Annotated in this window: 22 protein-coding genes; 13 read left to right on the plus strand and 9 right to left on the minus strand. The window is 64.4% G+C overall.

The genetic code is table 11. The features are described from left to right. Positions 1–15 precede the first annotated feature (15 nt). Both ACYQ8E_RS16260 and ACYQ8E_RS16265 read left to right on the plus strand, forming a co-directional pair. Positions 16–669 carry a class II aldolase/adducin family protein gene (locus ACYQ8E_RS16260; RefSeq protein ID WP_066725082.1) on the plus strand — a complete coding sequence of 218 codons (654 nt, stop codon included), beginning with the start codon at positions 16–18 and terminating at the stop codon, positions 667–669. 85 nt (positions 670–754) lie between these two features. Beyond that, a complete protein-coding gene (locus ACYQ8E_RS16265; protein WP_066725085.1) occupies positions 755–1,621 on the plus strand; it encodes an NAD(P)-dependent oxidoreductase in 867 nt (288 codons plus the stop codon). Positions 1,622–1,674: 53 nt separating this feature from the next. Here the strand turns inward: ACYQ8E_RS16265 and ACYQ8E_RS16270 are convergent, their stop codons facing one another. From ACYQ8E_RS16270 to ACYQ8E_RS16280, 3 genes are all read right to left on the minus strand, one after another. Then, complete coding sequence (locus ACYQ8E_RS16270; protein ID WP_459861441.1) at positions 1,675–2,079, minus strand: hypothetical protein; 405 nt, start codon at positions 2,077–2,079, stop codon at positions 1,675–1,677. A 101-nt stretch (positions 2,080–2,180) separates the two neighbouring features. Next, positions 2,181–2,714 (minus strand): FMN-binding protein, encoded by a 534-nt coding sequence (locus ACYQ8E_RS16275; protein ID WP_066725091.1) that lies wholly within the window; start codon positions 2,712–2,714, stop codon positions 2,181–2,183. A gap of 69 nt (positions 2,715–2,783) precedes the next feature. Next, positions 2,784–4,001, minus strand: a complete 1,218-nt coding sequence (locus ACYQ8E_RS16280; protein WP_066725094.1) for a hypothetical protein — start codon at positions 3,999–4,001, stop codon at positions 2,784–2,786. Positions 4,002–4,314: 313 nt separating this feature from the next. On the opposite strand from ACYQ8E_RS16280, the gene ACYQ8E_RS16285 reads away from it, so the two are divergent. From ACYQ8E_RS16285 to ACYQ8E_RS16295, 3 genes are all read left to right on the plus strand, one after another. Continuing rightward, positions 4,315–4,533 (plus strand): hypothetical protein, encoded by a 219-nt coding sequence (locus ACYQ8E_RS16285; protein ID WP_066725096.1) that lies wholly within the window; start codon positions 4,315–4,317, stop codon positions 4,531–4,533. 63 nt (positions 4,534–4,596) lie between these two features. After that, positions 4,597–5,052 carry a hypothetical protein gene (locus ACYQ8E_RS16290; RefSeq protein WP_066725098.1) on the plus strand — a complete coding sequence of 152 codons (456 nt, stop codon included), beginning with the start codon at positions 4,597–4,599 and terminating at the stop codon, positions 5,050–5,052. A gap of 2 nt (positions 5,053–5,054) precedes the next feature. Then, positions 5,055–5,615, plus strand: a complete 561-nt coding sequence (locus ACYQ8E_RS16295) for a hemerythrin domain-containing protein (protein ID WP_066725101.1) — start codon at positions 5,055–5,057, stop codon at positions 5,613–5,615. Positions 5,616–5,705: 90 nt separating this feature from the next. Here the strand turns inward: ACYQ8E_RS16295 and ACYQ8E_RS16300 are convergent, their stop codons facing one another. The 5 genes from ACYQ8E_RS16300 to ACYQ8E_RS16320 form a co-directional block, all read right to left on the minus strand. Next, complete coding sequence (locus ACYQ8E_RS16300; protein ID WP_066725104.1) at positions 5,706–6,650, minus strand: tetratricopeptide repeat protein; 945 nt, start codon at positions 6,648–6,650, stop codon at positions 5,706–5,708. After that, on the minus strand, positions 6,643–7,614 hold the full coding sequence (locus tag ACYQ8E_RS16305; protein ID WP_066725107.1) for an MlaD family protein: 972 nt from the start codon (positions 7,612–7,614) through the stop codon (positions 6,643–6,645). Before ACYQ8E_RS16305 ends, ACYQ8E_RS16300 begins: the two co-directional genes overlap by 8 nt. Further along, entirely contained in the window at positions 7,611–8,267 is a 657-nt protein-coding gene (locus ACYQ8E_RS16310) for an ATP-binding cassette domain-containing protein (protein ID WP_066725110.1), read from the minus strand. Before ACYQ8E_RS16310 ends, ACYQ8E_RS16305 begins: the two co-directional genes overlap by 4 nt. Before the next feature lie 24 nt (positions 8,268–8,291). Next, positions 8,292–9,077 carry an ABC transporter permease gene (locus ACYQ8E_RS16315; protein WP_066725112.1) on the minus strand — a complete coding sequence of 262 codons (786 nt, stop codon included), beginning with the start codon at positions 9,075–9,077 and terminating at the stop codon, positions 8,292–8,294. Between the two features lie 79 nt (positions 9,078–9,156). Further along, on the minus strand, positions 9,157–10,551 hold the full coding sequence (locus ACYQ8E_RS16320; protein WP_066725114.1) for an MFS transporter: 1,395 nt from the start codon (positions 10,549–10,551) through the stop codon (positions 9,157–9,159). Between the two features lie 359 nt (positions 10,552–10,910). On the opposite strand from ACYQ8E_RS16320, the gene ACYQ8E_RS16325 reads away from it, so the two are divergent. Further along, complete coding sequence (locus tag ACYQ8E_RS16325; protein ID WP_066723639.1) at positions 10,911–11,960, plus strand: IS110 family RNA-guided transposase; 1,050 nt, start codon at positions 10,911–10,913, stop codon at positions 11,958–11,960. 436 nt (positions 11,961–12,396) lie between these two features. Here the strand turns inward: ACYQ8E_RS16325 and ACYQ8E_RS16330 are convergent, their stop codons facing one another. After that, complete coding sequence (locus ACYQ8E_RS16330) at positions 12,397–12,846, minus strand: Spy/CpxP family protein refolding chaperone (RefSeq protein ID WP_066725116.1); 450 nt, start codon at positions 12,844–12,846, stop codon at positions 12,397–12,399. 222 nt (positions 12,847–13,068) lie between these two features. Between ACYQ8E_RS16330 and ACYQ8E_RS16335 the strand changes: the two genes are divergently transcribed. The 7 genes from ACYQ8E_RS16335 (at position 13,069) to recO (ending at position 19,480) form a co-directional block, all read left to right on the plus strand. Further along, complete coding sequence (locus ACYQ8E_RS16335) at positions 13,069–14,526, plus strand: ATP-binding protein (protein WP_335339863.1); 1,458 nt, start codon at positions 13,069–13,071, stop codon at positions 14,524–14,526. Further along, complete coding sequence (locus tag ACYQ8E_RS16340) at positions 14,523–15,191, plus strand: response regulator (RefSeq protein WP_066725118.1); 669 nt, start codon at positions 14,523–14,525, stop codon at positions 15,189–15,191. Before ACYQ8E_RS16335 ends, ACYQ8E_RS16340 begins: the two co-directional genes overlap by 4 nt. Before the next feature lie 119 nt (positions 15,192–15,310). Continuing rightward, positions 15,311–15,754: an Lcl C-terminal domain-containing protein gene (locus ACYQ8E_RS16345; RefSeq protein ID WP_066725120.1), complete on the plus strand. Its 444-nt coding sequence runs from the start codon at positions 15,311–15,313 to the stop codon at positions 15,752–15,754. Positions 15,755–15,773: 19 nt separating this feature from the next. After that, complete coding sequence (ydiK, locus tag ACYQ8E_RS16350; protein ID WP_066725121.1) at positions 15,774–16,889, plus strand: AI-2E family transporter YdiK; 1,116 nt, start codon at positions 15,774–15,776, stop codon at positions 16,887–16,889. 131 nt (positions 16,890–17,020) lie between these two features. Then, positions 17,021–18,376 carry a magnesium transporter gene (mgtE, locus tag ACYQ8E_RS16355; protein ID WP_066725123.1) on the plus strand — a complete coding sequence of 452 codons (1,356 nt, stop codon included), beginning with the start codon at positions 17,021–17,023 and terminating at the stop codon, positions 18,374–18,376. A 40-nt stretch (positions 18,377–18,416) separates the two neighbouring features. Next, complete coding sequence (locus ACYQ8E_RS16360) at positions 18,417–18,668, plus strand: CDGSH iron-sulfur domain-containing protein (protein ID WP_066725125.1); 252 nt, start codon at positions 18,417–18,419, stop codon at positions 18,666–18,668. 56 nt (positions 18,669–18,724) lie between these two features. Beyond that, entirely contained in the window at positions 18,725–19,480 is a 756-nt protein-coding gene (gene recO, locus ACYQ8E_RS16365; RefSeq protein WP_066725127.1) for a DNA repair protein RecO, read from the plus strand. The last annotated feature ends 6 nt before the right edge of the window (positions 19,481–19,486 follow it).

The following is a 19,486-nucleotide window of genomic DNA, read 5'->3' on the forward strand; positions in this document are numbered from 1 at the left end:
CGGCCTAGGAGTCCCATGAGTCAACAGGAAGGTGTCATCAAGTTCGACCTCGAGTTCACCCCGGCCCCGCCTCTGCCGATGGCGGAGCTGGCCGAGCTCAACGGCTGGCGGCGCATCCTGTTCCAGGTCGGCCTGGTCGGGTGCGACCCGAAGCGCTACGCGGGGCTCGGTTTCGGCAATGTCAGCCTGCGACTTCCCCCGTTTGCGGCGCCGCCGCAACAGCGCCCCTTCACCATCAGCGGTACCCAGACCGGGCCCTTGGCCTTGCTCGGTCCCGAGCACTATGCCCTGGTGCGCAACTGCGATGCGCAGGCCAACCGGGTGGTGGCGCAAGGCCCGATCCGTCCCTCCTCGGAAGCGCTGACCCACGGTGCCCTCTATGCCCTCGACCCCGAGTTGCGTTGCGTCCTCCACGTTCACTCGCCCCTGCTCTGGCAACGGGCCGCAGCCCTTGGTCTGCCGGCCACCGATCCCGCTGCTGCCTACGGCACCCCGGCGATGGCGACCGCAGTCGCCTCGCTCTATGCCGACCCGGCGGTGCGCGCCGGCGGCATCCTTGCCATGGCTGGCCACGAGGACGGGCTGGTCGCTTTCGGCGCCGACCCTGCGGTAGCCGGCACGGTGCTGTTGACCTGGCTGGCCCGGGCTTATGGTGCCACCGGCCCATAGTCACGGCCGGCAAACAGCATGGTTGAATCCTGGGCCCGATCGTGGTCTAATAAGCAATCGTTAATTTTTTATTGGGGAGGTTTGCATGATCAGGGAAATCGGATTTATCGGCCTGGGTACCGTCGGCAAGCATATGGCTCTCAACCTGCTCAAGGGGGATTACCGGCTGACGGTTTACGACCGCCAGGACGACGCGTTGCAGGAGCTGGTCAAGGCGGGCGCCAAGGCGGCGCCGACCCCTTTCGCCGCGGCCAAGGGGCGTGACCTCGTCATCGTCATCCTGCCGGAAATCGAGGAACGGGAAGCGGCGCTTGGCGGTGACAACGGTTTTCTCGCCGGGATCGACCCGGGGACGATTCTTGTCGATATGGGGACCCACTCCCTGGAGGCGACGCGGGAACTGGCTGCCCAGGCGAGCAAGGAACGGGTTCTCTTCCTCGAAGCGCCGGTCTGGGGGACCCGCGAGCATGCCGCCAATGGCCTGCTGACGATCCTGGTCGGGGGCGACCCGTCGCTCCTCGGGCGCTGCCGCGAGGTCTTTTCCTACCTCGGCCTGAGCGTCATCCATATCGGCGAGGTCGGCGAGGCGACGCAGATGAAGTTCATCGTCAACCTGGTCCAGGCCGAGCTGATGGCCGCCCTTGCCGAAGGCCTGGTCTTTGGCGAAAAGCTCGGCTTCAAGGCCGAAAAGATTCTCGAGTGTCTCGAGTCGGGGGGCGCCGCCTCTCCGCTCTTCAATGCCAAGGGGCGCTCCATTGCCCGCGGCGACTTTTCCCGCAATCTCGCCCTCAAGTACGTGCGCGAAGGGCTGCAGGCAGTGCAGAAGGTCGCCCTCCAGCACCACCTCGATCTCCCCGTCGTCGCCGCGACGCTCAAGGTCTACGATCAGGCGGTCGCCGACGGCCGCGGCGAGGAGGATTTCTCCGCCATCGTCAAGGTGCTGCGCAAGTAATCTGGCCGCAGGTCAGCACCGGATAATTGTTGCAGTTAAATCGGGGAGACCGCCTAAACGGTCTCCCCGATTATTTCTCTGCACCGGCTGCGGTTTCCAAAGTGATGGACGGCAAGCGTGAGCAGCAGCAGGAGGATGGTGCCTTGCAACAGAAAGAAGGCGCCCAGTTTGACCACGGCAAATCCGGCCCAGACATAGCGAATGAGCCATCCACAGACAAGGTCGGCGGAAAGGGAGAAGGCCAGCGTGCAGCCCAGCCACCGTTTGTAGTTGCTTCTCAGCGGGGTGAAGGCGAGCAGGTGGCAAAAGACCAGGTAAAAAAGGGCCATCGAAAATAGGTGAAAATGGGTGATTTCCAGCAGCCCGGAAAGGCTGCGGGGATTCATGAACCGATCGGGATCGCCGAGATAATAGCGGGCGACCGAGCTGGGGGTAAACCCAAGCTTGAGAGCGAACATAACGGTTCCGGTGACGCCGTGAAACAGGGTGTAGAGATAGCAGAAGCCGAGGATTGCACCGGGGAGGGGACGACTTGGGCTCGCGCTGGTTAATTTCATATTCAGTTCTCCCCGGGGAGGAAGGCGGCCATGGCGGTCGTTCTGCGGACCTGGCGCAGGACCGCCTGGGTGGTGAGGGTCGCTCCGGTGATGCCGTGAAGGTCCTTGCCGAGGCGCAAGTCCATCACCCCGCTTCGCCCGGCGAACTGGCCGAGCCAGCGCGGCGAAGGGGAGTATTCCGAGGGCTCGAAGAAGGCTAAAACTTCGACGAAGCAAACGCTGAGATCGGGATTGAGGACCACCAGCAGGGTCGCCGGTTGCGTGCGTACCGGCGCAGACTCGATGGCGGCGATACCGAGCCGGCGACCCTCCAGGTAACCTATGTAAAAGGTATAAAGGGAAGTGTCGCTGGCGGTCCCGGTCACCCGTTCATACGCCTGGCGTTGGGTTGCGGTGAGATAAAGATGGATGGCTTCGATGTGCTCTGCCTCCGGAAAAGCTTGCTGCAAGGCTTCCTCCCGGGAGTGCAGACCCTGGGCGGGTGACGTGCCGGCCATCAGGACCAGAAGCAGGGCGACCCTAATCAGACTTTTCATGCGCAGGCTCCAGATCCGGGCACCGGCAGGCTGCTTTCCAGCCGGTGCCCGGGGATATTCGGTGGGTGGTCAGAAGATGAAACCGAGTCCGAGGTTGATTTCGCCAGGGGCATCGGCCTTGGCCTGGAGATCGAACTTACGATAGTCGGCCTTGAGAACCACCTGAGGGTGGGGCTTATAAGAGAGGCCGGCCACATATAGTTCGACATCCTCGCTGCTCCCCTGGTAGTCGATCTTTTCGACCCGGACAAAGGGCGCCAGGTACTGGCCGGAGCGGGGGGCGAGCCAGGCAAGCAGGTCATAGGCAAGTTCGCCATAGCCGGCCATGGCCTGACTCGGTACGCCATTCAACAGGCCGGTCTCATCGATGCGGAGCAAGGTCGCCAGGCCCTTTACCTCCAGGCCGGAGTGCCGGGCCTGGAGGTGTGCTTCGTAGAGCTGGGTAAAGACGTCCGGGTGCTGACCGCTGAATTCGCTCCCTTGGCCGGAGTTGCCGAGGTAAACACTCGCCCCGAGATCGAGGCCGAGGAGTGGCTGGAAGTCGAGTCTGGCGACCACCCCCCAATCCTCCGCGGTCGCTTTGCTCCCCTCCTGCCGCCCCCCGCGGATGCCGGTGGCATTGAATCCGGTCGCGTCGAGTCCGGTCACCAGGTAGAGTTTGTAATCGATGCCGTCGGCGAGGGTGCCAAAGGCACCGACACCGAGTTCCCGCCAGGTTGCCGGGATGACCTGACGTTCCACCAGCGGACGGTCGTTGCCGTGAAACTGGGTCGGTTCGTGCTGTTCGTTGGTGATGCCGACCGGTACCAGCATCAGGCCGGCGCGCAGGTTGATCTTCTGCTGAAGCAGGAAATCGAGCTGCGCGAACTCGACCGCGACCTCCCCTCCTTCTTCTCCCCCTTCGATCTTGGCGTGTTCGAATTCCAGTTCGGTGTTGAGAACAATTTTGTCGCTGAACTTGTAGCCGGTGTAGAGGATCAGCCGAACCAGGTCGGCACGGTCCTTGGCTGTCCCCTGGTCGTCCGTGTAATGGGTATATTTCGCTTCGCCGTAGCCGCCGACCGAAAGTCCCCGGCCGAGCTGGTAGATCCTTGAAGCGGCAGGCCCGGAACCGTAGATAGAGACATATTGGGGCTCTGCCACGGTCGCCTCGTTCTTCAGTTGCTGCAATTCGGTCGTCACAAGATCGAGCCGACGTTCGAGTTCGTCGACCGTGGCGGCCCCGCTTGCGGGGGCGAGGGAGAGCAGTGCCAGCAGCGCCAGCGCTGCGGTAAGTCCGGATTTCATGCGAGTCTCCTTGGTTTGAAATAGTAGTGGACAGGGCGATTGGCGGCTGGGCCCGGCTGCCAATCGGGGTGAAAATGAAAACGAGTTTCAGAAAATACTGAGGCGGTCGCGCCATGTCAAGGGGAAAATGAAAACCGTTTTCAAATAGGCTGAACTTTAGTCTGGAGGTAATACGGGCTGAAGCGGGTGGGAGGCGAATGAATCAGTCCCGGGGGAGAGAAGAAAACGGAAAATCGAGAATTTTGATCTGCATCATGTTTGTTTTCCCTGGCGGTGGTTATTCTGCAGCCACCTACAGCAAAGGGAGAACGCCATGGACCTGAAAAGCGATATCGGCAACAGCGCCATCAAGGATGTCATCATCGCCCATCCCCGCATCGGGGAGATCCTCAATCACTACGAGATCGGCTGCGTCACCTGCGGCGTCGGCATCTGCCTGCTCAAGGACGTCGTCGCCATCCACGCCCTCGGCGCCGAGATCGAGGCGCAGATCGAGGCTGAAATCAACAGCTACCTGGAAACGGCCGCCTGAGCGGCTTCGGGTTTAAACCAGTCACGAATCATCCATTTACCGATTTCAAAAAGGAGAACCACCATGAGTAATCTTGCCTGCGGCTGCCCCGGTTCCCATGTCCGGACCATCGAAAAGAAAGAAACCAGCAACGAATCGAGCGGCCGCATCGCCTCGGAGTTGCGCCAGTGGCCGACCCAGCTCCACCTGGTGCCGCCAACCGCCCCCTGGCTGCGCAACGCCGAGTTGCTGATCGCCGCCGACTGCACCCCCTTCGCCTACGCCGAATTTCACCGCGATTTCATCAAGGGGAAGGTACTGGTCAACGCCTGTCCCAAGCTCGACGATACCTCCCCTTACGTGGAGAAGCTCGCCGCCATCATCCGCCACAACGACCTCAAGTCGGTGACGGTGACGATCATGGAGGTTCCCTGCTGCCGCGGCCTGGCGCTGATGGCACAGCAGGCGATAGCACAGTCGGGCAAGGAGGTGCCGCTGGAGATCGCCGTGATCGGCGTCGACGGCGAGCGGAGGAGCTGACCATGGACGAGAAGATCAACGTCACCGCCGTGATGGTCGAGGAACACCGGCTGATCCTGCGCATGATTGCCCTGGTCGAGGGCAACACCGCCCTGCTCGCGGCGGGGAAGTTCCGCGACTGGCAGTTCTACTTCGACGCCGTCGATTTCATCCGCAACTATGCCGACCGCTTTCACCACGCCAAGGAGGAGGATGTCCTCTTCCGCGAGTTCCTCGCCAACGGCATGCCGAAGGAGCACTCGCCGGTAGCGGCGATGCTGATGGCCCACGACCAGGGGCGCGCCTTCGTGCGCGGCATGGAAGAAGGAGCACAGAAGGCGCTGGCCGGAGAAGTCGGACAGGCCGACGCGATTGCCGAGAACGCCCGGGGCTACGCAGCGTTGCTGCGCGATCATATCGACAAGGAGGACCAGATCCTCTACCCCTTGGCCGAGCGCACCCTGCCGGCCGCGGTGCGGCCGCGGATGCTCGCCGACTACGCCGCCGCCGAAGCGGCCAGTCCCGATCTGGAGGCGAAATACCGGCAGCTGGTCGAGCGCTACGAGGCGCGGCTGGCGGCGTGAAAAGGACCCGTCCTGAGCGATGAGGAAAAAAGGGCGGCCCCCGGAGGATTCCGGGGGCCGCCCTTTTTTTGGGGACCTGGCGGGAGGAAATCAGCGGGGCAGGTCGCCACCATTCACCAGCTGGGCGAGGCGTTCCCGTTCTCTGGCGAGCTGTTGCGCGGCACTGCTGTCCCCACTCGCCCGATAACGGGTGGCGAGGTCGTCGAGAAGCTGGATGGCCAGTGGATATTCGGCGCCGGCGCTGGCGACGGTGAAGGCGCGCTGGAGCAGCGCCATCGCCTCTCCGGGAGATTGACGCAGGTCGGCGGCGCGGGTCAGCCCTTGCAGGTCGGCGGCGATGCGCGGACAGAGCCCCGCCTCCTTGTCGAGGGCGAGGGCCTGGTTGAATTCAGCTTCGGCGCCGACGGCCTGGCCGCCGGCCAGGGCGATCTCGCCGAGCAGGCGGTGGGCGTTGGCCCGCTCGGCCAGTTGCGGCCCCGCGAGTTCGGAAAGGGCCCGGGTCGCCGCCGCGGCAGCCTGGTCCCGCTCCCCCTGCAGCAGCAGGATGCGCGCCACCAGGTTGCGGGCGCGGCCCCGTTCCGCCGCCGGTGCCGTGGCGAGGGCCTGTTGCGCCCAGACCAGCGCGACGGCCGGTTCTTCACGGTCGAGAAGCAGCAGCGCCTTTTCAAAGCGGAGCTCCGCCGCCAGGGCCGGATTATCAGGATTGAGCGCCAGGGCGCGCTCGATGTGGGTGGCGGCCGCCTCGCTGTTCCCCCCGCGGCGCTCGAGGCGGGCGATATTGACCAGGCTTTTGACCACGCCAGGGGTATCCTCGATGGCGGCGTATCCGTCCAGCGCCCGGTTGAAGGCGGCGAGGGCGATCCGCGGCTTGCCGCGGCTCTCGGCCTCGATCCCGCGCCGGCTTTCGGCGACGGCGGCCTGCAGGGCCGGCGATTGGGGGGGGCTGGTGCTCGCGCAGCCGCTGAACAGGAGCGCCAGGAACAGCAGTACGACCCTGCCGGCAGCCGGCCCGAAGCCCGTGGTCTCCCTATTCATGACTGTCTCCCGGCAACAGCAGCGGCTTCTCCTGCGGCAGGTTGCCGCGGATCAGCCAGATGTCCTGCACCGCACCGATCACCTGCCGGGCCTCCTTGACACTGCCGTCGACTTCGGCGAGAAGCTCGGGAATCTGCGGCGCCGCCTCGGTCGCAACCTGGCGCAGGGTGCAGGAAGTTGCTTCGAGGTTGCCGAGAATCCGATCAAAACGCTGCAGCAGGTCCGGCAAACTCGTTTCGACCTCGCCGACCACGCGGTCGACATTCCCCAGCGTTGCCTCGAAAGCGTGGAGCGAATCCTGCGAGTGGCCAAGAATCGAGGCAGCCTTGTCGATGGTCAGGTTGAGATTGTCGACGGTGGTGGTGAGCTGGCGTCCCGCCTCGCCGCGGATCGTCTTCAAGTCGTTGCTGAGGACCTGGATGTTGCGCAGCGATTGCTTGAGATCCCCGTCCGGGTCGTTGATATATGCGATGATCTCGGCGACTTCGATCAGCACCGGTTTGACCTTGTCGGCGATCTCGGCGGCCTGTTCCTCAAGGGACTTGGTCTTTTCAAAGGTGAGCAGGTCGCCGTCCTCGAGCATGGGCTGGTCCGGGGAGCCGACGCTCAATTCGATGATTTCGTCGCCGACCAGACCCTCCTTGGCGAGGCGCGCTACCGAGTCGGCGCGGATCCATTGCTGGTACTTCCTGGCGATCTGCACCTGGATGTCGACCCGGGCGTCCTGGTTGAGGGCGATATCCTCGATCCGGCCGATGCGAAAACCGGAGAGCTTGATCGGCATGCCGGCGGCGAACCCGGTCCCCTTGTCGACGGTGAAGTGCAGCAGATACTTGGGGGTGAACAGGTCACTGGCGGTGCCGATATAGAAGACTGCTCCCAGGCAGGCGGCCAGCGCCAGCGCCAGGAACAGGCCGATCTTGGTTTCCAGATGGCGAAACCTGGTATCGACCTCCTCGATCATGGCTGCAATCCCTTCGTCAGGTAATGGACCTCGGCCTCGGGAAGGAGGCGGGGCAGACCCGGGTCCGAAGTAAGAAAGAGGGAGGTCCTCCCGGCCTTCTCACCGTGAAAGCTGCGGGCGATGTCGAGCAGGAGGTTGCGCTCCCGCTGGTTGAGGCCGAACAGGAGCGATTCGTAGATCATCAGGTCGGGATCGAGAAGAAGCGCCCGGGCGAAGCCGACCTGCTTGCGCTGAAACAGGTTCATCAACCCCGGCAGTGCCATCTCCTGCCCCTGGTAACCGACCCTGTCAAGCGCCGCGCGCCCGGCACTCGCCAGGGTCTCCCGCGAGAGTTTGCGGTGGTAGAGGGTCGGCAGGAGCAGGTTCTCCCAGGCCTTGAGGTTGGAGATCAGGCCACCGGCGGCGGCGACGGTGCCGATGCGGCGGCGCAGCTCCCGACCGTCCCGTTCGTTCAGTCTGCCCGGTTCCCGTTCGAAGAGTTCGACCCGCCCCTGTGGCGGCAGGACCAGGCCGAGCAGGAGCCGGGCGAGGTCGCTGTTGTATTCATCCTTGGGCGTCAGGATGACCGCCATCCCGCCTGCCGGGACGCGGCAGTTGAAGGGGGCGATCTCCTCCCACCCGCTGAGGTTTTCGAGAACCAGGGTATCGGTCATGGTTCGCTCTGCCTCCAGGGGGCCCTAGCCGGCATGGAGATACTGGAAGGTCAGGGTCACGATCCCGTCGAGAACGAAGACCAGAAAGAGACTGTGCATGACGCCGAGAGTCGCCGCCTGCGGGATCATCGTCGCGCTGCGGCCCACCGCCAGTCCCTGCTGGCAGGCGGCGGCGGTGATGAAAAGCCCGAAGAGAAGGCTCTTGACGGCGCTCATGGCCAGGTCCTGCAGGGTGAGGGCGGCGTAGAGCCCCTGGGAGAACTGTTCCAGCGGCAGGTGCCAGCCGAAGGAGGCGACCAGCACCCCGCCGAGAATCGCGCCGGCCTCGAAATAGACAGTCAGGGCGAAGACGGCAAGCATGCCGCCGAGAATCCGCGGGGTCGCCAGGTAGGCGATCGGGGAGATGCCGAGTCCCAGCAGGGTCTCGACCTCGCCATTGAGCTTCATCGTGCCGAGTTCGGAGGCGATTGCTGCACCGCTGCGGGCGATCACGATCAGGGCGGTCAGCATCGGCCCGAGCTCGCGCACGACGGTCCAGATCAGGACCTTGCCGGTGAGGGAGGCATTGGCGCTGCCGACCAGGAGCATCACCTGGGCGATGATGACGGTGCCAATCGCCATCGAGATAACGATGATGACCTTGGCCGACTCGAAGCCGGTAAAGTAGATCTGCTTGAGCAAAACCGGGGTGGTCGCCTGGTTGCGCAAACCCGCCACCCCGGACAGGGCCGCCAGGATCAGTCGCAGGGTTGCCAGAAGCTGGGATGTTTTTTTCAGGGCCCAGTGGCCAAATGTGGCAAAGAAGGTCACAGGCAGTTTCTCCCGCGGCGACCGGCCGGAGCGCGTAGATGGGGGCAACTCGTCGATTATAGGGTATCTGCCCGGGGAATCAACCGTGATCTGCAGGTGGGCGGGGGGCGACGGCGCGGCCGACCGAGCAGAAGATGCCCACGACGCAGAGCCCGCAGAAGACCAGGAGGGCGCTGCGCATGCTGCGCAGGAAGTCGGGGAGGGTTTCGGCGGCGATGGGCCGGTCCCCCATCAGCACCGAGAAGATGATGGTGATGATCGTCATGCTGGTCATCATCCCCAGGGTGCGCATGCTCGCCGAGAGGCCGGTGGCGACGCCGAGGTAGCGCGGGGCGACCGCCCCGAGGATGACACTCATGTTAGGGGAGGAGAAGAGGGCGAAGCCCAGGCCGAGCAGGGTGAGCAGGGCGAGGATCAGGCCGAGGGGCGAGCTGGCACTGACGCTGGCGGCAAGCCCGAGCCCGGCGGCACAGAGGGCCATGCCGGCGGTCGCCACCCAGGGGGCGGGAATGCGGTCGGAGAGCCGTCCGCAGGCCGGCGAGAGGAGACTCTGGGTCACCGGCTGCAGGATCAGGATCAGGCCGGCCTGGCGTGGATCGAAACCCTTGACGTATTGCAGGTAGAGGCTGAGGAAGAAGGTGACGCCGAAGGTCGCGGCGTAGTTGAAGAGGGCCGCCAGGTTGCTCAGGGCAAAGACCCGGTTGCCGGTGAGCAGGGTGATGTTGAGGAGCGGAAAGGGGCAGCGCCGCTCCAGTGCTACGAAGAGGGCCAGGACGATAACACCCAGCCCGAGCAGCCCCCAGGCCCAGTACCCCTGTTCGAGGTTGGAGGCGCCGCTGATCAGCAGCAGGATGCCGGCGGCGTAGACCAGGCTGCCGCGCCAGTCGAAGGGTTCCCCTTTCGCCTCGGCCCATTCGCCGCGCAGTTTGCGCAGCGTCACCAGAAAGGCGGCCAGGCCCAGGGGCACGCTGCAGTAGAAGATGGCGCGCCAGCCGAAAGCGGCGACCAGGGTGCCGCCGATCAGCGGTCCGCAGGAGATGCCGGCGTAGACCGCCGCCACCGCGATGCCGAGCGCCTTGCCGCGCTCGGCGCCGGGAAAGACCGAGACCACGATCGCCAGGGAGGTCGACATCACCATTGCGCCCCCCATCCCCTGCAGGAAGCGGAAGGCGATCAGCGATTCGATCGACCAGGCCTGGGAGAGGAGCCCGCCGGCGAGGGTGAAGAGGGCGATGCCGTTCTGGAAGACGCGGCGCCGGCCGTGGATGTCGCCGAGCCGCCCCATGGTAAGCAGGAAGATTGAGGCCGAGAGGACGTAAGTCGTCTCCACCAGCCCGAGCTGGCGGGCGCTGGCGGCGAACTCCCGGCCGATGGCCGGCAGGGCGACGCCGACCGCCGACATCATGAAGGGCATCAGGAAATGGGCGGTACAGACCACCAGCAGGGTGGCGCTGCGGGAGACGGTTTGCGACATGGGCGCTTCCTGCGGCGAGATGGAATGGCGCCCACCTTAGCACGGCGCAGGGCAGGGGGAAAGGGGGAGGTGTGTTCCGGAACAGAGATCGGGTTCACGGGCGCTGGGAGGCTGGTCCGGCCCGCAAAGCGCAGGCCGGACCCTGGTGGGGTTACAGTTCCGGGCTTTCATCGCCGTGGCGGTGGCGCTGGCCCGGTCCCTTGTGCAGCAGGGGGCGCAGTTTCTCTGCCAGAACGCGCTGTTCGGGGGTGAGGATCGCCTGAATGTTGTGATACTAGTGCAGGCCCCCTCCATAGATACCGGACCATCCGGTATCCTTTGAGAAACAAGAAACCCTCTCAAAGAAAGGAGCCTGCACCATGAAATTCTACACGAAACAGCACCAATTCTATTGCGGCGTCGATCTGCATGCAGACGCCATGTACGTCTGCATCCTTGATGCGACCGGCGAGGTGGTGGTTCATCAGAACATCCCGACCAAACCGAAAAACTTCCTGCGACTGATCAAACCCTACCGCTCCGGCATCGTGGTCGGCTGCGAGTGCATGTTTACCTGGTACTGGCTGGCCGATCTGTGCACCGAGCAGGAGATTGACTTCGTCCTCGGTCATGCCCTCTACATGAAGGCAATTCACGGCGGCAAGGCCAAGAACGATCGCATCGATTCCCACAAGATCGCCGTACTGCTGCGCGGCGGTTCTTTTCCGCTGGCCTATACCTACCCCAAGCCGATGCGGGCGACGAGGGACTTGCTGCGCCGCCGCAATCATCTCGCCCGCAAACGGGGCGAACTCTTCGCCCACATCCAGAACACCGCCACCCAGTACAACCTCCCCGAGCCGCTGGGACGTATCGCCAAACCGAGCGAGCGCGGTGATCTGCTCAAAAAGTTTCCCGATTCGGTGGTACGTCGCATGGTCGAGGTCGACCTGCTCACCATCGAACATTACGAACAGCTGCTGGATCGACTGGAGCGGGAACTGGAGCGCATCGCCACCGGTCATGATCCGATCAACCTGGCGCTGCTCAAATCGATTCCCGGGGTCGGCAAGATCCTCGGCATGGTGATGCTCTACGAGATCGAGGACATCGCCCGCTTCCCCCGCGAGCAGGACTTTGCCTCCTATTGCCGGCTGGTCAAGCCGGGCAAGGAATCGAACGGCAAGCATTATGGCCATTCGGGCAAGAAGATCGGCAACGCCCATCTGCGCTGGGCTTTTGGCGAGGCCGTGGTGCTGATGCTCAAAGGGAACAAGCCGGCTCAAACCATGCTGCAACGCCTGGCCAGCAAGCACGGCAAGGGGAAAGCCCTGGCCATCCTGGCCCATCGTCTCGGTCGTGCCGTCTATTACATGCTCAAAAATCAGGTGCCCTTCGACCAGGACAGGTTCCTGCGCAAGGCCGCCTGACGCGGAGGGGGCGGATCAGCCAGACCGTCTAACTGGAGGCAACCACAGCGGCGAGATAAGCTCGGCGGCCATAAGCAAGCGCAGACTTCTGGGCCAACAGCCCGACTTGGGCCGCATCATCCGCCAACTTCCGCCAGCCGGTTTGTTTTGATTGGAGGTCCGCCCCGCTCCAACAGCTTGCGCGATGGTCCAAAGGGCCCGCGCCGGATTCTGCCCCTTCCCCGATCCCGCACCTAACTGCGGCCATCGGCACCAAGATGGACCTCGCTATTTTGATTGGGACGGCATGAGGGCACGAGCGTGATTCCAGGCGGCAGGGAGAACCAGGTCGACAAAGACCGGCCCCTGCATCAAGAGCCTCGATAAGTGTTTGGAGCAGAATTCGTCTGCAGCCAGAAGAGAATCCCAAGCCGGAACCCGGTTGGCTCTTAAGTGATCAGTCGCATGTCAAAGAACGGGAGGGAAAACCTTTTTCGTTATCGGACTTTTTTACCCTTGACGGCCGGGGGCCTGATAAGTGTTGGGCGCGGGCGTGGCTGACAAGGAGCTCGGTGCGGTCGGCCACCTGGCTGGCCGCCAGGGCGCGGACCGCGGATTCGTCGAAGGTTTCCGCCGTGACCGCCTGGTGCATCTGTTCGCGGTTGGCCCGTAGCCGCTCCCGCAGCGGGGCGTTGGCGGCGCGCTCCGCCTCGATGAGTGCGGCGATGCTCGCCTGCTGCTCGGCGCTGAGACCGAGGATTTCGGCCATGCGCTCCTGGCGCTGGTCCCGCCCTTCGCCCTGGCGGCGTTCGTTTCCTGGCTGCGCGGCGTTCGCCGCGAGGGGGAGGAAAGAGCCACCGACGAGGGTGGCGGTGAACAGCAGGATCGGTAACAACGATTTTTTCATGGCGCAATCTCCTTGGTTGTGGGGTCGCGGTTCGACCCGATAGGATGCTTTTGCGGTGCGGTGACGTCGCTCCGCTCCACCTGAGTTGAGTCAAGGCTAGGCACCGAATGCGCAGCAATTGTGGAAGAAATGTGAAAAGGCGAGGTGGAGCGGGGCGAAGGGATATTTTTTCCGCTGCAGGTGTGGTAGGAGAGAGGTGAAGCAATTCCTATCCCGGAGACCATGATGCTGAAGTTAGGAATCCGATACCGTCTCTTTCTCGCCATGCTCGCCGCTACCGTGGTGGTCGTCGGTTGCATGTACGTCATCGTGCAGTGGAGCTTCAACCGCGGATTCCTGCAGTATATCAATACCCTGGAGGAGGAACGCCTGGAGAGCCTCGCCGGGGAGCTGCAGCAGGCCTATGAACGGGAAGGGGGCTGGGATTTTCTGCAGCGTGATCCGGCCGCCTGGTTGCGCCTGATGGTCGGCACCCTGCCGCCGGGAACGGTCGACAGTGAGCGGCTGCAGCGCCTTGAGCGGCGCCTCGAGCGCCGTGCCGAGCGCGGCCAGCCGCCGCTGCCGCGGGAGGGTCCGCCCGGCCTGGAGCAGCGCTTTGAATTGCGGGTGCTGCTGCTTGATGGCGACCGGCAGCCGATCTTCGGTCCACCCGCGCCGCCCGACCTCAACCTGCGCCCGCTGCGCCAGGGTGCGCAGGTGATCGGCTATCTCGGTCTGTTGCCACGCCAGGGCCTGGCCGATGCCAGCCAGCTCCGTTTCGTGCGCCAGCAGCGCCTCGGCCTGGTGCTGATCGCGGGTGTCATGCTGCTGGTCTCCGCGCTCCTCGCCCTCCCCCTCGCCAAGCGCCTGGTGCGCCCCCTCAAGGCGCTGGCGGCGGCGACCCATCGCCTCGCCGCCGGCGAATACGGCACGCGGGTCGCGGTGACCTCCCGCGACGAGCTCGGCCAGCTCGCCGCCGACTTCAATGCCCTCGCCCTCACCCTGGAGAAGAACGAAGCGGCGCGCCGCCAGTGGGTGGCGGATATCTCCCACGAGCTGCGCACCCCGCTGGCGATCCTGCGCGGCGAGATCGAGGCGCTGCAAGACGGCGTCCGCCAGCCCGGTCCGGCGACAATCGGTTCGTTGCACAGCGAAGTGCTCCACCTCGGGCGACTGGTCGACGACCTTTACCAGCTGTCCCTCTCCGATCTCGGGGCTCTCAATTACCGCAAGCAAAAGCTCGACCTGCGCACGCTGGTGGAAACGGTGGTCGAGGGCTACCGCGACGCCTTCGGGCGCAAGGAGCTCTCTCTGGTGGTGACGCTGCCGCCCGGCCCGGTTCCCCTCTTCGCCGACGGAGAACGGCTGTACCAGCTCCTCGGCAACCTCCTCGAGAACAGTCTGCGCTATACTGACCCGGGGGGGCGGCTCGCCGTCAACCTCTCGACTGCGGGGGCGCGGGCCACCCTCGACCTTTTCGACAGCGCCCCCGGGGTCGCGTCCGCCGATCTCGACAAGCTCTTCGACCGGCTCTACCGCGGCGAAGGCTCGCGCAACCGGGCCAGCGGTGGCGCCGGGCTCGGACTGGCGATCTGTCGCAATATCGCCGAGGCCCACGGCGGCAGCATCAGCGCCCGGCCTTCGCCCTTCGGCGGAGTCTGGATCCAGGTGGAACTGCCCCGCGCCGGAGCGAGCGCATGAACGACACCATCCTGATCGTCGAAGACGAACCGAAACTCGCCGCGCTCCTCGCCGACTACCTGCACCAGGCCGGCTTTGCCAGTGAGCGCCTCGATAACGGCCTGGCGGTGGCGCCGCGGGTGCGCGCAGCGGCGCCGGCGCTGGTCCTGCTCGACCTGATGCTGCCGGGTCGCGATGGACTGGAGGTCTGCAAGGAGCTGCGCAGCTTCTGTGCGGTGCCGATCATCATGGTGACGGCTCGGATCGAGGAGATCGACCGCCTGCTCGGCCTCGAACTCGGCGCCGACGACTACATCTGCAAGCCCTTCTCGCCGCGGGAGGTGGTGGCCCGGGTCAAGGCAGTGCTGCGCCGGACCGGCGAGGGGCGGGACGGGGTGGACGCGGGGCTGATCCTCGATCCCGAGCGCTACCGGGCTACTCTGCACGGCCGCGACCTCGGGCTGACTGCCCTGGAGTTCAACCTGCTGCAGTTCCTCTTCGCCCATCCCGGGAGGATCTTCTCCCGCCAGCAGCTCATGGACCGCATCTACCATGACCAGCGCATTGTCAGCGATCGCACCATCGACAGCCATATCAAGAAGCTGCGGAAAAAAATTGCCGATATCGATACCACGGCCGAGCTGGTTCATTCGGTGTACAGTGTTGGCTATAAATTTGAATATTGATACAATCCGCGAAATAAGGCAGCGACAACCCTTTGGAAAGCATCTATTTTTGGCCAGAATCCAGGTTCGGATGGCAACGGCCTCTCAGGAATCCCCGCAACGACTAGGAGAACAACGCTATGTTTCAAATCATAAATCTTCGGTACCTGGCCCTGCTTGGCAGTCTCCTCCTGCTCCTGGCAACTGCGGGCCACGCGGCCGACTTCGTCGCCCGCGCCGACGGCACCGTCCGCGATCGCCAATCGGGGCTGGTCTGGCAGGCCATGGACGACGGGACGCCGCGTTCCTGGAGCAACGCCGAGATCTACTGCCAGGAGTTGAACCTGGGCGGCCTTCAGGGCTGGCGCCTTCCCCACCGGCCGGAACTTCAATCCCTGCTGCGCAAGGACGGCGCGGCGCCCCTGATCGACGAAACCCTCTTCCCCCTCACCAAGGCGCTCAAGTACTGGACCGCGGAGCGGGATACGAAGTTCGACACCTTTGCCTGGACCGTCGGTTTCGGCAGCGGCCTCGCCGGCCTCGACGACGTCGGCCGGATGAATTTCGTGCGTTGCGTGCATTGAGCCCCCCGAGGACCAGATCATGACCAACCGCCCGCCCGCCATCGACCTGACCCGCGCCACCCTCGGGATCTTCTTCCTCTGCCTGATGGTTGCGGCCTGCTTCTGGATTCTGCGCCCCTTTCTCCTCTCCCTGGCCTGGGCGGTCATGATCGTGGTTGCTACCTGGCCGCTCCTGCTTGGGGTTCAGGCGCGGTTGCGGGGGAACCGTTACCTGGCGGTACTGGTGATGACCGGGACCATGCTCCTCGTCTTCGTCATCCCCTTCGCTCTGGCTATCGGCACCATCGTCGACCATGCGCCGCAGATCGGTGCCTGGGCCAAGTCGCTGAGCCAACTCAGTCTCCCTGCGCCGCCCGCCTCGCTGGGCGGGCTGCCGCTGGTCGGACCGAAGCTGGCCGGGGGGTGGCAGCATCTGGCGGCCATGCCACCGGAGGAATGGAGCGGCCGGTTTGCCCCCTACCTGAAAAGTACCGGGGGGTGGCTGGCGGCCAAAGCGGGAAGTTTCGGCATGATGTTTGTGCACATCCTGCTGACCTTGGGGCTTTCGGCGCTCCTATATGCCCGGGGCGAGCAGGCGGGTCAGACCCTGGTCCGCTTCGCGCACAAGGTCGCCGGGAGCCAGGGAGAGACCAGCGTCCGTCTTGCGAGTCTGGCAATCCGGGCGGTCGCTCTCGGCGTGGTGGTGACCTCCCTGGTCCAGTCGATTCTCGCCGGCCTCGGGCTCGCCCTGGCCGGCATTCCCCTCGCCACCCTGCTGACCGCTCTGGTCTTCGTCCTGACCGTCGCCCAGATCGGGCCACTGCCAGTGCTGGTCCCTGCGGTCATCTGGCTTTACTGGCAGGACGACATTCTGTGGGGGACGGTCCTTCTGGTCTGGTCCCTGGTGGTAGTCAATCTGGATGCCTTCCTCCGGCCGATGTTGATCAAACGCGGCTCCAACCTCCCCCTGATTCTGATCTTCGGTGGCGTTCTCGGTGGTCTCTTCGCTTTCGGCATTATCGGGCTGTTCATCGGACCGGTGGTGCTGGCGGTCTCCTACACCCTGTTGATGGCCTGGATCGGCGACCATTCCACCGCGCAGGTCGCCTCGGCCCGGGCAGACGTTGCGGGCGACAACCCGGCTGGCGAAAACTGAGTCCGGACCCTCTTCCGCCGTCGCGTCCCCACCCTAAAAGCCCTGGCGGGCGATTGACACCCTTTCCTGGCCGGTGTTAGAGTTACACGTTTTTCCTTCCCGTCTCCCCCCGCCCCGAAAAGGCATGCGCTATGGACCAGAAACTCCAGCTTCTCCTCGACACCGTCCGCAAGCTGATCCGCCGGGGGGCGAGTCCCAACCTTTCCAAGGTGATCGGCAAGTCCCATCCCGCGGATATTGCCCATCTTTTCCGCTATCTCGATCTCAAGGAACAGAAGATCCTCTTCAACCTGATCGATAACCCCGAGACCGCCGCCTACGTCCTCTCGGAACTCGATCACGCTACCGGCGCCCAGCTCTTAGAGCAGATCGACAAGGAGACGATCACCGAAGTCCTGCAGGAGATGCCCTACGACGATGCCGTCGACATCATCCGCAACATGCCCGAGGAACTCGCCGAAGAGATCCTCGGCATCATGCAGGACGAGGACTCGGAGGAGATCGAACAGCTCCTCCTCTATGACGAGGACACCGCCGGCGGCATCATGTCGACGGAGATCTTCTCCCTCAACCAGGACCTCTCGGTTCAGGCGGCGATCGAGGCGGTGCAGCAGGCCGGCGACGTCGAGATGGTCTTCTACCTCTACGTTACCGACGAGCACAACCACCTCGTCGGCGTCCTCTCTCTGCGCCAGCTGCTAACGGTCTCGCCGAAGAAACTCCTCAAGGAGATCATGGGGCGCGAGGTGATCAGCGTGCGCACCGACATGGACCAGGAGGAGGTCGCCCACCTCGTCGCCAAGTACAACATCCTCGCCATCCCGGTCGTCGACGACGCCAACAAGCTGATGGGTCTGATCACCGTTGACGACGTCATCGACGTCATGCGCCAGGAGGCGACCGAGGATATCTACAAGATGGCCGGTGCCAGCGAGGAGGAGCTCCTCTACGGCAACCGCTCCTTCAAGATCGCCCGGCTGCGGCTGCCGTGGCTGATCACCAATCTCTTCGGCGGCATCATCACCGGCTACCTGATGTGGCTCTTCAAGGCGACCCTCGCCGAGGTCATCGCGCTGATCTCCTTCATCCCGGTTATCACCGGCATGGGCGGCAACGTCGGCGGCCAGTCCTCGACCATCGTGGTGCGCGGCTTCGCCACCGGCCGCATCGATTTTTCGACCCTCAGGCAGGTCTTCTTCAAGGAGCTGCGGGTCGGGGTGATCATGGGTGGCGTCTGCGGCGTCACTGTCGGCCTGGTGGCGCTGATCTGGCACCACAATATCGCCCTTGGTCTGGTGGTGGCGCTGGCGATGGTGGCGGCAATGACCGTCGCCGCCTGCATGGGGGTCCTTGCCCCCTCCTTCTTCAAGAAGATCGGTATCGACCCCGCCATCGCCTCCAGCCCTTTTGTCCAGACTGCCAACGACATCACCGGCATTCTCATCTATTTCGGTACCGCGACGATATTTTTGAAATTCCTGCACTGACGCCGGCCATTATGCCGATTACCAATTCAAGGAGCCGCCCATGAGCAAAGAGACCCCCGTCGAAGGGATGCCGATCGGCCTCACCCTCGACCCCGGCACCTACTACCGCTGCACCTGCGGCAAGTCCCAGAACCTCCCGTTCTGCGACGAGTCCCACAGCGGGTCGGAGAACTCGCCGATCCAGTTCAAGATCAAGAAGCGGCAGAAGGTTTACCTCTGCGGTTGCGGCCTGAGCGGCGACCAGCCTTTCTGCGACGGCAGCTGCGGGGTATCGCTGGCGGGGCGGGAGTAAGCCCACGCCCACGCCAGTCTCCTCCCCCCGGTACACTTCCCCTGCCGAGCCCCTCCATGAACCTGCTGCGCACCGACGCCATCATCCTGCGCCATATCGATTACGGCGAATCCGACCGTATCGTCACCTTCTTCAGCGCCGAGCATGGTGTCTGCAAGGGGTTCGCCCGCAGCGCGCGCAAGAGCCGCAAACGCTTCGGCGCGGCGCTGGAGCCCTTTGCCCAGGTGCGGATGCACTGGGTGCCGGCGCAAGGGGAGCGGCTCGCTTCCCTTCGCGAGGCGGAGCTGGTCGATCTGCGCTCCGGGTTGCGCGGCGACCTGGTGGCGCTGGCGCTGGCCGGTTACGGCTGCGAACTGGTCGCGGCGCTGCTGGGGGACCAGACCGGGCAGGAACAGGCCTACCTGCTGCTTGCCTCGTTCCTCGATCATCTCGCCGCGGGCGGCGCGGCGCCGGTGGCGCGGCTTCTTTTCGAGCTGCGGCTGATCGAGATCGCCGGCTACATCCCCCACCTGCTCCACTGTGCCGAGTGCTTCGGTCCCCTCGCTCCGGGAATGGTCGATTTTGACGCCGCCCGTGGCGGCAGCCTCTGCGCCGCCTGCGGGCCGGGGCGGATCGCCGTCGATCTGCTCACCATCGGCACCCTGTCGCGGCTGCTGCGCGGACCGGTGACGGCCTTTGCCGGGGTGCGCCTCTCGGCGACCACCCTGGCCGAAGGCGCGGCGCTGGTCGGCAACGCCCTGCGCGAACATCTGCATCAGCCGATCCGCTCCCTCGCCTTCCTCGACGAGGTGCTGCGTCAGCCCCCACATTAAGTGCGC

It is taken from the genome of Desulfuromonas carbonis (assembly GCF_054658035.1).

Coding starts and splice junctions, on each gene's coding strand:
- ACYQ8E_RS16260 (WP_066725082.1), top strand. CDS start 16: ATGAGTCAACAGGAAGGTGTCATCAAGTTCGACCTCGAGTTCACCCCG.
- ACYQ8E_RS16265 (WP_066725085.1), top strand. CDS start 755: ATGATCAGGGAAATCGGATTTATCGGCCTGGGTACCGTCGGCAAGCAT.
- ACYQ8E_RS16270 (WP_459861441.1), bottom strand. CDS start 2,079: ATGTTCGCTCTCAAGCTTGGGTTTACCCCCAGCTCGGTCGCCCGCTAT.
- ACYQ8E_RS16275 (WP_066725091.1), bottom strand. CDS start 2,714: ATGAAAAGTCTGATTAGGGTCGCCCTGCTTCTGGTCCTGATGGCCGGC.
- ACYQ8E_RS16280 (WP_066725094.1), bottom strand. CDS start 4,001: ATGAAATCCGGACTTACCGCAGCGCTGGCGCTGCTGGCACTGCTCTCC.
- ACYQ8E_RS16285 (WP_066725096.1), top strand. CDS start 4,315: ATGGACCTGAAAAGCGATATCGGCAACAGCGCCATCAAGGATGTCATC.
- ACYQ8E_RS16290 (WP_066725098.1), top strand. CDS start 4,597: ATGAGTAATCTTGCCTGCGGCTGCCCCGGTTCCCATGTCCGGACCATC.
- ACYQ8E_RS16295 (WP_066725101.1), top strand. CDS start 5,055: ATGGACGAGAAGATCAACGTCACCGCCGTGATGGTCGAGGAACACCGG.
- ACYQ8E_RS16300 (WP_066725104.1), bottom strand. CDS start 6,650: ATGAATAGGGAGACCACGGGCTTCGGGCCGGCTGCCGGCAGGGTCGTA.
- ACYQ8E_RS16305 (WP_066725107.1), bottom strand. CDS start 7,614: ATGATCGAGGAGGTCGATACCAGGTTTCGCCATCTGGAAACCAAGATC.
- ACYQ8E_RS16310 (WP_066725110.1), bottom strand. CDS start 8,267: ATGACCGATACCCTGGTTCTCGAAAACCTCAGCGGGTGGGAGGAGATC.
- ACYQ8E_RS16320 (WP_066725114.1), bottom strand. CDS start 10,551: ATGTCGCAAACCGTCTCCCGCAGCGCCACCCTGCTGGTGGTCTGTACC.
- ACYQ8E_RS16325 (WP_066723639.1), top strand. CDS start 10,911: ATGAAATTCTACACGAAACAGCACCAATTCTATTGCGGCGTCGATCTG.
- ACYQ8E_RS16330 (WP_066725116.1), bottom strand. CDS start 12,846: ATGAAAAAATCGTTGTTACCGATCCTGCTGTTCACCGCCACCCTCGTC.
- ACYQ8E_RS16335 (WP_335339863.1), top strand. CDS start 13,069: ATGATGCTGAAGTTAGGAATCCGATACCGTCTCTTTCTCGCCATGCTC.
- ACYQ8E_RS16340 (WP_066725118.1), top strand. CDS start 14,523: ATGAACGACACCATCCTGATCGTCGAAGACGAACCGAAACTCGCCGCG.
- ACYQ8E_RS16345 (WP_066725120.1), top strand. CDS start 15,311: ATGTTTCAAATCATAAATCTTCGGTACCTGGCCCTGCTTGGCAGTCTC.
- ydiK (WP_066725121.1), top strand. CDS start 15,774: ATGACCAACCGCCCGCCCGCCATCGACCTGACCCGCGCCACCCTCGGG.
- mgtE (WP_066725123.1), top strand. CDS start 17,021: ATGGACCAGAAACTCCAGCTTCTCCTCGACACCGTCCGCAAGCTGATC.
- ACYQ8E_RS16360 (WP_066725125.1), top strand. CDS start 18,417: ATGAGCAAAGAGACCCCCGTCGAAGGGATGCCGATCGGCCTCACCCTC.
- recO (WP_066725127.1), top strand. CDS start 18,725: ATGAACCTGCTGCGCACCGACGCCATCATCCTGCGCCATATCGATTAC.